This is a genomic window from Mesorhizobium sp. IMUNJ 23232, assembly GCF_044326205.1.
In the GTDB taxonomy this organism is placed as follows: Bacteria; Pseudomonadota; Alphaproteobacteria; order Rhizobiales; family Rhizobiaceae; genus Kumtagia.
The window spans coordinates 1-11,117 of the sequence record NZ_JBIRCY010000107.1; the positions used below are offsets into that span (position 1 = coordinate 1).

Sequence of the window (11,117 nt, forward strand, 5' to 3'; positions counted from 1 at the left end):
GGATCAAGTCTCTCGACTACGGAGAGGGCGGGTGGCTCGGGGCGATGGCGGACCCGCACATAGGACCGGCGCTTCAATTGATCCACGAACGACCTGATAAGCCATGGACCCTTGGCGACCTTGGGCATCGCGTGGGGCTCGGCCGCTCGGCGTTCTCGGCTCGCTTCACCAAGCTCGTTGGCCAGCCCATGTACCGTTATCTGATTGCACGACGGATGGCGGAGGCTGCATTTCTACTCGAAACAAGCGATGATGGAATCGCACGGGTTGCGAGCCGTGTCGGGTACGAGACTGCGGCCGCATTTTCGAAGCTGTTCCATCGATATCACGGCCAGTCGCCTGCCCGCTACCGAGCAACTCGGCGCTCTGACGGCGGCCCCAGTCAATTTGACATTCTAGAAGCAGAAGTCGCCGATTGAGACGATCAGGCTAAAGGTCGTTCAGCAACGAGCCGAACGTGACACCGCCGAATGCAGATTCACGCAGGCAGTTGTATTCGGAAGACCTCTTCATCGGCAGTTGGGAAGAAATTTGAGGCGAACGGCAGCTTACGGGATCGCCCTCCAGGGAGTTAAACGTCGCAGATGAGGCGCAACGCGGTCACTAACGCCTCGACTGACGTCCGTCGGCTTTGGGCTAAAGCCGGTCATCGCCTTAGTCGAGCTAGCGTCTGCTTTCCAGGCTACCTTTCTGAAAGCCGCCGTTCAGCTTCCCACCCAAAGCACACTGATTGACATTTCACCCGCGGGCGGCTATCGGCCCCGGCATGACGAAAACACCGTTTACCGCCGCACTGTATTACGCCCCGCTTCCATAGCGGCGGGTGCATTTTGTTCAACCGCTGCTTTGCCAGCGGTTGGGTTCCGGCAGGACGCCTCTGGCTTCGCAGCCTTGCAGAGGTCAGTCCATGCCAATCGACAGCGATTTCACGCCAGGCTCAACAATCGGCATCATAGGCTTCGGCGCCTTTGGGCAGCTCATCGCGCGCCACATCCGGCCGTACTTCCGGCTGTGCGCCTACGATCCCGCCCCTGGCCTCCAGCCGATCGCCGAATCCCTCGGCGTAACGCTCACCAGCCTCGAGATGGCGGCGCGTTGCCCCGTGGTCGTGCTTGCCACGCCCGTCGGACGCTTGCAGGAAATCGTCGATGCCGTGGCTCCCCATATCCGGCCCGGTGCGCTCGTGCTCGACGTGGGGTCGGTGAAACTGGGACCGGCCGACATCATGAGGCGCGGGCTTCCCGGGCATGCCGAGATCGTGGCCACGCACCCGCTGTTCGGCCCGCAGAGCGCGCGCGAGGGGATCGCGGGATTGAAGATCGCCGTATGTCCGATCCGGGGCCGCGGCTGCTTTCGCCTGGCCGCGTTCCTCCGGCATCAACTGCGGTTGAACGTCATCATGACCACGCCGGAGGACCATGATCGCGAAGCGGCGACTGTCCAGGGGCTCACTCATCTGATCGCAAAGGTGTTGGTACAGATGGAGCCGTTGCCGAAGCGCATGACCACGAAGAGCTTTGACCGGCTGCTGGAGGCCGTGAACATGGTCCGCCACGACGCGCCGGAGGTTTTTGCGGCAATCGAGCGCGCGAATCCCTACTCGCCTGGCGTCCGCAGAAAATTTTTCGAACTTGCGTCGGCGCTGGATGCCGAGCTCGCGGATGGCCCCCTGTAGGGGCGCATCCGATCCAATCCGGCTGTTCCGCCCTTGCCGCGCCAAACCCATGAGTTGACGGGAAAGAGCGGATCGATCGTCATCGTCCGCTCTCCGGCGCGTAATGGAGGATGACGACACCTGACTTGAGCGTCCTCGTCTCCAGATGTTTCAGTGGCATCCGGTCCGGGCCGCCCTTGAACAGCGGCGTGCCTCTCCCGAGAATGACGGGGTTGATCCCGAGGTGATACTCGTCGATCAGGCCATGCTCCATCAGCGTCGCCGTGAGGTCGGCGCTGCCGAACACAAAAATGTCTCCGCCATCCCCGGCCTTCAGCTTGGAGACTTCTTCCGCGACATTGCCGTTGAGGAGTTTTGTGTTTTGCCAGCCGGCGCTTTTCAGCGTGCGCGAAAAGACCACCTTCTCGATCTTGTTCATGAAGTCCGCGATCCAGCCTTGCTCGGACGGCCAATAGGCTGCCATCATTTCGTAGGTCACGCGGCCGAAGACCAGCGTGTCGGCGTTTTCCTGGGTTTTGCGAATGTAATTCTCGAGCTCTTCCTCGAAGACGAACCAGCCGATGTCACGGTCCGAACCTTCGAAGAAACCGTCGACGCTCACCATGTCCCAAATGATCAGTTTTCGCACAAAATCCTCCGTGCATCCCATGTGCATGCGCTGCTTCCCGCGCCGCGACGCGGAAGCGCATGTCGGCGGTCTGCCCCGCTTGCTGGCGAGCCGACCGAAAGTGGAGCCCTTTCAGCGGGATAGGATAAAGCGCTCCAGCTTGCCCAGGGTTTGCAGTCCCAGTTCCACGGCCCCAAAACCTTTCGCCTCCTGGAACTCGGCCTCGGTGCTGAACACCATGCCCAGCGTCACCTTCGTCGCCCCGTCCTGATCCTCGAACGAGGCCCAGGCATCGGCATGTTTCGGCCCGTTCTCGCCCCACAGCAGCGCATAACCGAACCCCTCTTCGGGCCTGACCTCGCCATAACGGTGATGGTTCGGATAGACCGTGCCGTCGGGGCCGATCATGTCGAAAACCCATTCGCCGCCTGTCCTGAGGTCGATCCGCGTCGTTCGGCAGGAAAACCCGTCCGGCCCCCACCATAACGGCAGCGCTTCAGGGTTCATCCACGCGCCCCAGACCACGGATCGCGGCGCCCGGATGACCCGCTGCAACACCATGGTCCGCTCGGCCGCGCTGGCTAGATTGTCCAGCCCCGCGCCAAAACCCTGCCGGTAGCCTGCCTCCATGTCCTCGGCCAGCGAGGAAAGTTGTACCGTGACCACCAGCCGGCTGCGCTCGCCCGAGCCCGAAAAATCCGCCGTCACCAGCGCCGCCGATTGCGTCACGCCTTCGGCCGAGACAACCTCGTAGTTCACACTGCACAGCTCCGGCTGCAATTCCAGCCAGCCGACCTCGCAGCGTATGTCCGGCTGGCCCTTCACCTTGCAAAGTGAGATCTCGCGTCCACCCACCCGCGTGTTCGCCTCCAAAAACTCCACGGTGACGGAAGCCGTCGGAGCGGCCCATACCGCCCGCGCGGCGGGCGCCGTCCATGCCTGCCACAGCACCGGCAAGGGCGCGGCCACGTCCCGGTCGAAACTCAGCGTCGCAAAACTGTTTCTCCCATCCTTTTGCCCCTCGCGGGCCGTACTGGCTGGATGCGGGTTCGATGTCATTTCGCGCGTTCCTTCATCACATTCATCACAAAGGCGTCCAGCCGGTCGAGCCGGGCTTCCCAGATGGTCCGCTGCTCGTCGAGCCATGTCCGCACCGGTTGCAGGGCCTCGGGCACGATGGCGCAGGTGCGTATCCGCCCGTCCTTGGCGGTGGCGATCAACCCCGCCTCCTCCAGCACAGAGAGATGCCGCATCACCGTGGGCAGGCGCAGCCGCGTGGGGTCAGCGAGTTCCGTCACCCGCGCCGGCCCCACGGCGAGGCGAGTCAGGATCGCCCGGCGGGTCGGGTCGGCTAGCGCGTGGAAGAGCAGTGAGAGATCGGGACCATGCTTAGCCATGTTGCTAACTATCGTGCGATCTGTCGGCGCGCAAGAGAAAACTTCGTCAACTTGCTAAGTTTTCTCCGTCAGGTTCATCAAGGTCGGCTTCTTTCACCACCCGCTGGCATGGTTGCTTGCAAGCATGCTCGCGGGCCTGATGCCCGTAATGGGGGGATCAAAATCTTGAAGCTGCCGGTCCGCTAACGACCCCATTGCGGACGGTCATCCCTTTCTAGGAAATTGGCTATTCCGGCCCTTCATGCACTATTTCGATGTCACCGGAGATGACCTGTCGGGTCAGATGGTAAAGGCAGGATTTGACATCAATCTGATCCCATATGTGCGTGAATGACTTGTCAGCCGTCCTACCATCGCCATGGGAAATCCGGCAGCGTGCATAGCCATTGAATTCCACCGTCATATTCCCCGTCACCGGCGCGACTTTTGACGAGATTTCGATGGCAGCCAATTGCAAATCGTCCTCTACGTGGAGGCTGAAATCGGCATCGGGGAACAAATCGGATAGCCCCTCGAATGTCCAAATGAGGTAGCGCATCGGGGGCATAGGACCAGTATCGCCGGGCTTCAACTTTGGCACCCGGGCTTCAACGGGTTCGTCTTGTCTCTGTCGCCCCTCTACCTGTACGTATTCGTCCATACTTAGCCAATAGCGGGCATCGCCGTAGCTTGGCGTGACATATGGGATTTTATCGGCCTTTGGATCGTAGACGATATGCCGACCGTCCGAGGTGTGAAAAAGGAACAGGACATACGGTGGGCGTTGAGTTTCATCCACCCAAACCTCATACCAATCCGCCTTGTCGTCTTCCGGCATATGGGCCATCTCCGGTGCCTTCCTCCAAATGATCGAGGGCGCTGGACAACGCAAGGTTCCAAACCTTCCCGATTGAAGGCATGGTCCGCTTTCCACCCGAGGCTGTGTGAAAACTCGAGGTTGAGCCATGGATGAAGAATGCTATTCCCAGATCGGCCTAGGCCGAGAATTGCATGACCGTTTGGGTGTTTCCAAGCGTACTCATGGAGAACAATATTCTGTGCTCTCGATGAGGAGTCGTGTTTTCACACACCCTCCGCCCCAACTCAGACATTCAGTCCAAGACACAGCCCCGACATCGCCAGGTCGCTCAACGACTGGCGTCACGCGCGGCGCTCAACTATCCCCCGCAAGATCCTGCCGCACCGCATCCCCCCAGTCCAGCCGTCGGGCGATGCGGAAATCCTCGCCGTCGCGCTTGCTGAGCCGGCGCTCGGCGGCAGTGCCGTCCGCTTTGCAGAGCTTCACGGTCACCACCCCCTTGCCGCCGCGCGGCGGGGCGATCACCCGCGCCCGTGGCGGCTGGACCGCCTGCCTCGCCGCGGCGACGTAGACGAACTTTTCGTCCTCCCACGGAACGTCGCCGCCCTTGGCCAGCCGGTGCAGCCGCGAGCGGGCGACGCGGCGGGAGAAATGGCACCAATCGGGCGGCGCGAGCGGGCAGGGGTTTTCGTGCGGACAAGGCGCGACGAGATGCGCGCCGGCGGCGATCAATCGGTCGCGTGCGCCAAGAATCCGCTGCCAGCCGGCCGGCGTACCCGGCTCGACGATCACCAGCACGCCGGCCGTCAGCGCCCACAGCCGCTCGACCAGCGCGGCGCGCTGGGCCATGTCGAGTTCGTCGAGCACGTAGCACAGCGTCACGAGGTCGGCCGGCGCGACATCGGGCAGTCCGCGCGTCGCGTCGCCGGCCACCCAGCGGGCGGAAATTTTGGGCATGTCCCCGCCCAGCGTCTCGCCGGCGCCCCGCGCCGCCGCACTCGCTTCGACCAGCACGGCGGCACTTAGCGCCGGCCAGCAGTCCGTCGCCGCCCACAGCGCCGTCCCCGGGCCGGCGCCGACATCGAGCAACGACGCCGGCGAAAAATCCGGCATGCCGTCGGCGACGCTCTCGAAACTGGCGCGCACCGCCGCATAGGTGGCGGGCAGGCGCGTCGCCAGATAGGCCTTGACCGCAAGCGCGCCGTCGAGATGCAGCCGACCGTCGCGCAGTTCGGCGCGGTAGCGGCCGGAAAGCACGCCGGACGCCCGCTGCAACTCCGCGAGCGGCGTGCGCTCCAGCAACCGGTCGACCGCCTGGCGGAGCGCGGAGGGCAGTTCCACCGTCAGGCCCCGCGCGGCGCGAGCAGGATGACGCTGGCGCCCGCAAGGCAGATGGCGGCGCCGAGAAAATCCCAGCGGTCGGGGCGCACGCCTTCCGCCAGCCATAGCCAACACAGCGAAGCGGCGATGTAGATGCCGCCATAGGCGGCGTAGGCGCGGCCCGCCGCGTCGGCCTCAACCAGCGTCAGCAGCCAGGCGAACACAGCCAGCGACAGCAGCCCCGGCGCCAGCCACAGCGGCGACTTTTCCAGCCGCCACCACGCCCAGAAGGCGAAGCAGCCGGCGATCTCGGCAAGCGCGGCCGCGGCAAAGATCAGATAGGTCATTTGGGTCTGCCCGGTGGAAACGCCCTATCTGACAGGCGGCGGCGCCGGGCTCAAGCCTCCGGCCGCGTCCGGTTCCGGCCCGAAGACCGGTGCCAAGGCCCATCAAAAGTTGTAATTGACCGATTTTGCCTTTTTCCGACCGCAAAACGATGCTAGTTCCGCGCCACATGCTTGGAAGTACGTGGGCCTCGTTGAAGCCGCAAGGCGCGTGGCAGTTCATCCGGCCCAAGCTCCGCGCAGGAGGTTTTTCTGCGGGAGCTTTGAGTGCTGTCTGATTTCTGGCCCGGACAACGTTTCGCTCCCGCAGCCTTTTGCCGTTCAGGACACGCTCCGGCGCGCCGCGCGCCGTGACGAAAGGCGAAGCAGGGAGGCGATTCCCATGGCCGTCGTGAATGGAACCAACGCAAGCGAAACCATCGATCAACTGGACGGCGTCACCAATTCTTCCGACAGGATCGGCGGCCTCGGCGGCAACGACACCATTTTCGGGCTGGGCGGCAACGACAGCATCCATGGCGGCACGGGCGATGACGTCGTCCATGCCGGCAGCGGCAATGACAGTATCTATGGCGATGCGGGGACCGACTTCCTCTACGGGGAGGAGGGAAACGACCGCTTTTTCATCGACGATTCCGCGTCGATCGACAATATCGACGGCGGCTCCGGCATCGATTGGCTGGATCTCGGCGCGATCACCTTTCCCGGCGTACCGCCGGAGGACGATGTTACGCCCCTGATTTGGGTGGAGCTTAATTTTAACAAGATTACATATTATTCGCACGACGAGGATATATTTGACATTGAAAATATAAATGGAACCAACTGGTCGGATTATCTCGTAGGAAATGATCTCGACAACACGATCCTGGGCAACGACGGGCCTGACTTTATTTCGGGCGGCGGCGGCAACGATACGCTGAACGGCGGGGCGCTTTTCGACGACCTTTCCGGCGGCGAGGGAGCCGATCATCTGGAGGGCGGCGAGTCCGCCGACTATCTCCAGGGCGGCGAGGGTAACGATGTGCTCTCCGGCGGCGACGGCGAAGACTATCTGACGGGTGGCCAGGGGCTCGATATCCTCTCGGGCGGGGCGGGTTTCGACTATGCGTTCCATGACGATAAGGCCGGCGTCGTCGTCAGCCTGGCCAATCCCGCCATCAACACCGGATCGGCGACCGGGGAAACCTTCGATTCGATAGAGGCACTCAGCGGCACGGGTTTCGCCGACCGGCTTTACGGCGACGCGGGCGACAATGCGCTCGACGGTTTTGGCGGCGACGACCGTCTCGACGGCGGTTCCGGCAACGATGTGTTTTCGGGAGGCGGCGGCGCGGACGTGTTTGTCGGCGGCGGCGGAACGGATCGCGTGACGCATGTGGAGAACGGCGGCCCGATCGTTGTCAGCCTGACCGACCCCTCGATCAACACCGGCGAAGCCGCCGGCGACACCTATAGCTCCATCGAGGATGTTGTGGGAGGTTCGTCCAGCGACAAACTGTATGGCAACGCCGGCGGCAACGAGCTTGTTGGCGCCGGCAGCGACGACAGCCTCGTCGGTTATGCCGGCAACGACAGGCTCTACGGCGAAGGGAACAGGGGTGGCGGGTCCGCCAACCAGGCCGACCACCTCTATGGCGGCGATGGTGACGACTATCTGAACGGCGGCTATGATGGCGACTACCTGTCCGGCGGCAGCGGTTTTGACACCGCCGGTTATGCCGACGCGGATTCGGCCGTTATCGTCGACCTTGCCGATGCATCCAACAATGGCGGCGAAGCCGCCGGCGACAGCTACAGCCTCGTCGAGAACCTGGAAGGATCAGCTTTTCGCGACAGCCTCTCCGGCAATGCCGCCGCCAATGTTCTCGCCGGCCTCGCGGGCGACGACGGCCTGGCGGGCGCCGCCGGCGACGACACGCTGCGCGGCGGGCAGGGCGGCGACATCCTGTCCGGCGACGACGGCACCGATACCGCGTCCTATTCGAGCGCCTCGGCCGCCGTCAGCGCCAGCCTCGCCAATGCCTCGATCAATTCCGGCGACGCGGCGGGAGACGAATATGTCTCCGTGGAAAACCTCACCGGCTCGGCCTTCAATGACGCGCTGAATGGCGACAATGCGGTCAACGTCATCGATGGCGGCAACCGCAACGACACGATCAAGGGTTATGGCGGCAACGACACGCTGATCGGCGGGCAGGGGGCCGACGTCTTCGTCTTCAACGCCGCCCTGGACAATACCGCCAATGTCGACAAACTCGCCGACTTCAGCGCGGTCGACGACACAATCCAACTCGACGACACGTTTTTTACCGCGCTTGCCGCCGGCCCGCTTGCCGCGTCGGCTTTCAAGAGCCTGGACCTGGGGCCGGCCGATGCCGACGACCGCATCCTCTACAACCCGGTCACCGGCAACCTCGCCTACGACGCCGACGGCTCGGGCAGCGCCTTCGCGGCGGTCAAATTCGCCAACATTGCCACCCATGCAGCGCTGACCAGCACCGATTTCGTGGTGATCTGAACATGCCGGACATCTACCGGGGCAATTCACGGCTTCGCCCGTCCTCGGACCCCGAGAATGGCAGGCAATCGCACATGGTCGCGATTTGTTGAAACGGGCCAAGACGACGGTCATTTGCCGCTTTCGAAAATCTGCATTGTAACAAGAGCCCGGAAGATCAATCCCCCGAGCGCTGGCGTGACCCGCGATCACTCCCGATCCGATACCTTCCTGCTGCGGCTTTTCGGCTTTTTCGCCGGTTCGTCCATCTCGCGATGCCCCATTTCGTGCATGGCGAGCGCCTTTTCGCATTTCTCCATATAGCCGCGCGTGACCGGCACTGTGTCGTTCTTGCGCGTCAACTGGATCTGGAAAACCATCAGGTCCTGCCAGCGGAACGCCGCCTCGGAGCCCGACAGGTAGAACTCCCACATGCGGCAGAAGCGCTCGTCATAGATCGCCTTCGCCTTGTCGCGGTTGGCCAGAAAGCGCTCGCGCCAGTGTTTCAGCGTGTCGGCATAGTGCAGCCGGAGAATCTCGATGTCGCCGACCATCAGGCCGGATTTCTCGATCACCGGCATCACCTCCGACAATGCCGGGATGTAGCCGCCCGGAAAAATATGCTTTCGGATGAAGGCGTTGGTGGCTGACGGTGGCCCGAAGCGGCCGATCGAATGCAAAAGCATCACGCCGTCGGGCTTCAGCAGCGTCGCGCATTTTTCGAAGAAGGTGCGGTAGTGGTTGACGCCGACATGCTCGAACATGCCGACCGAGACGATGCGGTCGAAGCGCTCGTTCAGGTCGCGATAATCGCGGATCTCGAAATGGACGTGATCCTCCAGCCCCTCCGCGCGCACCCGTTCGGTCGAAACGGCGTGCTGCTCGGTCGACAGTGTGACGCCCAGCACGTCGGCCTCGAAATTTTTGGCGATGTAGAGCCCGAGCCCGCCCCATCCCGACCCGATGTCGAGCACCGAATGGCCGGCCTTCAGCCTGAGTTTCGCGGCGATATGGCGTTTCTTGGCGAGTTGCGCCTCTTCCAGCGTCATGTCCGGCCGCTCGAAATAGGCACAGGAATATTGCATGTCGGCATCGAGGAAGAGTTTGTAGATCTCGCCCGACAGATCGTAGTGCCGCTGCACGTTGCGCTTCGAGCGCGCATGCGTGTTGACCTGCTGCAATCTGCGGAACGCCACGCGCAGGCTTTCGATCGCCCGCGTCAGAGCGTCGTTGCCACCCATCGGCCCCATATTCTCATAGACCAGCTTGAGGAAGGCCAGCACGTCGCCTTCCGGGAAGTCGAGCTCCTCGTCCATGAAAGTCTCGCCGATGGCCAGCGTCGGGTGCAGCGTGATCGCGCGTTCGGCATGGGCGGTCTTGATGTGCATGTGCACCGGCGGCCCGCTGCCGTCACCGAAGCTGGTGGTCGTTCCGTCCGGCCCGGTGATCTTCAGGTTTCCGACCCTGACGATCCGGTCGACGATCCGCTTGAGCAGAATGTTCATATGCGTATCCAGATCGGTAACTCTGCTTCGTCAGCAGGATTGTCCTATTCTGCTTCAAAAAGTCGCGGCTTGAAAAGTTCCAATTGGCACAAAATGGAATTCGACAATGAGGCCAGTCCCGGGAAAAGCCGACGAAACGCATACATTTGCAGTTGAATTCCGGGAACACTTCATGCACTTCCGCATCCCGCACCGCCATTGCGGCCGAGCTTGCTCCCGGAATTAAGTAAACCGTCCCCGGATTTCCGATCGCCGCTTCGTCGCTTTTTCAGTCTCTTTGGTCATGCTTGTTGCGCAAAAATCCAAGCGAGTTGCGATTAACTCTCTGTTTCCGCTTGGCTTTACAGACATGACCTGCTTCGCGAGGCGGCGATTTTCATCCCATTTTTGGGGGACGTCCTGCTCTACGTCGTTCTCCCTCGCCGGAGCGTTTCGTGGCCGTACCGGTGGTGAAGCACTCCGGCCGTCCCGAAAACGGCGAGCAGAACACCCCAAAAACGGGGATGAAAAATCACCACCAGACAGAAAATTTTCCTGGCCGCCTGCCGACAGTCACCGCCAAGCCATTGTTTTTGCTGATTGCGCTTTCTCCCGCCTGACACGCGAAACACCGCCAAACAAGATTCTCATCCCCCTCCCCAGAACCTGCCCCATACTTGTCGCCGGTTCGGCTGCGGGAACGGAAGGGAGGCGGCAGTGGAGTTTGGAGACGCGAGTACGACAATCGAGCGATACCGGCAGGCGCTGAAGCACATCCTCTTGATGCTGGTCGGCATGGCCGAGATGGGTTTTGGCAGGCCATTGTCGCTGGTGCTCGGGGAAGCCGCTGTCGCTCCAAGGCCAGGACGAGCGGGGCGGACGGGAAGGAAAAAGCCGTCCGCGGCGCTTTGCCTGCCCCGCCACCTCTACCGCGCCATTCTTCTGCTGCTGCGTCCGGCCGAATCCGCCGCCCGGCGGCTGATCATCGCGG

Annotated in this window: 11 protein-coding genes and 1 pseudogene; 5 read left to right on the forward strand and 7 right to left on the reverse strand. The window is 62.5% G+C overall.

Features of this window, described 5'->3' with window-relative positions; all coding sequences use genetic code 11:
• Together ACH196_RS36470 and ACH196_RS36475 are read left to right on the forward strand one after the other, a co-directional pair.
• The coding region (locus ACH196_RS36470) for a helix-turn-helix domain-containing protein (RefSeq protein ID WP_396651715.1) at positions 1–419 on the forward strand (419 nt) is incomplete at its 5' end.
• Positions 420–907: 488 nt separating this feature from the next.
• A complete protein-coding gene (locus tag ACH196_RS36475) occupies positions 908–1,675 on the forward strand; it encodes a prephenate dehydrogenase/arogenate dehydrogenase family protein (RefSeq protein ID WP_396651716.1) in 768 nt (255 codons plus the stop codon).
• 79 nt (positions 1,676–1,754) lie between these two features.
• Here the strand turns inward: ACH196_RS36475 and ACH196_RS36480 are convergent, their stop codons facing one another.
• The 6 genes from ACH196_RS36480 to ACH196_RS36505 all read right to left on the reverse strand — a co-directional run bounded on the left by ACH196_RS36480 (position 1,755) and on the right by ACH196_RS36505 (position 6,145).
• Complete coding sequence (locus tag ACH196_RS36480; RefSeq protein ID WP_396651717.1) at positions 1,755–2,303, reverse strand: dihydrofolate reductase family protein; 549 nt, start codon at positions 2,301–2,303, stop codon at positions 1,755–1,757.
• Between the two features lie 111 nt (positions 2,304–2,414).
• Entirely contained in the window at positions 2,415–3,341 is a 927-nt protein-coding gene (locus ACH196_RS36485) for an SRPBCC family protein (RefSeq protein ID WP_396651718.1), read from the reverse strand.
• Positions 3,338–3,679: an ArsR/SmtB family transcription factor gene (locus tag ACH196_RS36490; protein ID WP_396651719.1), complete on the reverse strand. Its 342-nt coding sequence runs from the start codon at positions 3,677–3,679 to the stop codon at positions 3,338–3,340. The genes ACH196_RS36485 and ACH196_RS36490 overlap by 4 nt, the downstream gene beginning before the upstream one ends.
• Positions 3,680–3,905: 226 nt before the next feature.
• On the reverse strand, positions 3,906–4,496 hold the full coding sequence (locus tag ACH196_RS36495; RefSeq protein WP_396651720.1) for a hypothetical protein: 591 nt from the start codon (positions 4,494–4,496) through the stop codon (positions 3,906–3,908).
• A 336-nt stretch (positions 4,497–4,832) separates the two neighbouring features.
• A complete protein-coding gene (locus ACH196_RS36500) occupies positions 4,833–5,819 on the reverse strand; it encodes a small ribosomal subunit Rsm22 family protein (RefSeq protein WP_396651721.1) in 987 nt (328 codons plus the stop codon).
• A gap of 2 nt (positions 5,820–5,821) precedes the next feature.
• Positions 5,822–6,145, reverse strand: a complete 324-nt coding sequence (locus ACH196_RS36505) for a YnfA family protein (protein WP_396651722.1) — start codon at positions 6,143–6,145, stop codon at positions 5,822–5,824.
• Positions 6,146–6,524: 379 nt separating this feature from the next.
• Here ACH196_RS36505 and ACH196_RS36510 point away from each other — a divergent pair, with 379 nt between their 5' ends.
• Positions 6,525–8,663, forward strand: a complete 2,139-nt coding sequence (locus tag ACH196_RS36510; protein WP_396651723.1) for a calcium-binding protein — start codon at positions 6,525–6,527, stop codon at positions 8,661–8,663.
• A gap of 188 nt (positions 8,664–8,851) precedes the next feature.
• Here ACH196_RS36510 and ACH196_RS36515 read toward each other — a convergent pair whose 3' ends face one another.
• Entirely contained in the window at positions 8,852–10,147 is a 1,296-nt protein-coding gene (locus tag ACH196_RS36515) for a class I SAM-dependent methyltransferase (protein ID WP_396651724.1), read from the reverse strand.
• Positions 10,148–10,581: 434 nt separating this feature from the next.
• On the opposite strand from ACH196_RS36515, the gene ACH196_RS36520 reads away from it, so the two are divergent.
• Positions 10,582–10,746, forward strand: a complete 165-nt coding sequence (locus ACH196_RS36520) for a hypothetical protein (protein WP_396651725.1) — start codon at positions 10,582–10,584, stop codon at positions 10,744–10,746.
• 97 nt (positions 10,747–10,843) lie between these two features.
• A pseudogene (locus tag ACH196_RS36525) lies at positions 10,844–11,117 on the forward strand (hypothetical protein); the annotation flags it as partial.

What these genes read in the sequence shown, in the direction of transcription:
- ACH196_RS36510 (WP_396651723.1), top strand. Translation starts at nt 6,525, where the DNA reads ATGGCCGTCGTGAATGGAACCAACGCAAGCGAAACCATCGATCAACTG.
- ACH196_RS36505 (WP_396651722.1), bottom strand. Translation starts at nt 6,145, where the DNA reads ATGACCTATCTGATCTTTGCCGCGGCCGCGCTTGCCGAGATCGCCGGC.
- ACH196_RS36475 (WP_396651716.1), top strand. Translation starts at nt 908, where the DNA reads ATGCCAATCGACAGCGATTTCACGCCAGGCTCAACAATCGGCATCATA.
- ACH196_RS36490 (WP_396651719.1), bottom strand. Translation starts at nt 3,679, where the DNA reads ATGGCTAAGCATGGTCCCGATCTCTCACTGCTCTTCCACGCGCTAGCC.
- ACH196_RS36515 (WP_396651724.1), bottom strand. Translation starts at nt 10,147, where the DNA reads ATGAACATTCTGCTCAAGCGGATCGTCGACCGGATCGTCAGGGTCGGA.
- ACH196_RS36485 (WP_396651718.1), bottom strand. Translation starts at nt 3,341, where the DNA reads ATGACATCGAACCCGCATCCAGCCAGTACGGCCCGCGAGGGGCAAAAG.
- ACH196_RS36495 (WP_396651720.1), bottom strand. Translation starts at nt 4,496, where the DNA reads ATGCCGGAAGACGACAAGGCGGATTGGTATGAGGTTTGGGTGGATGAA.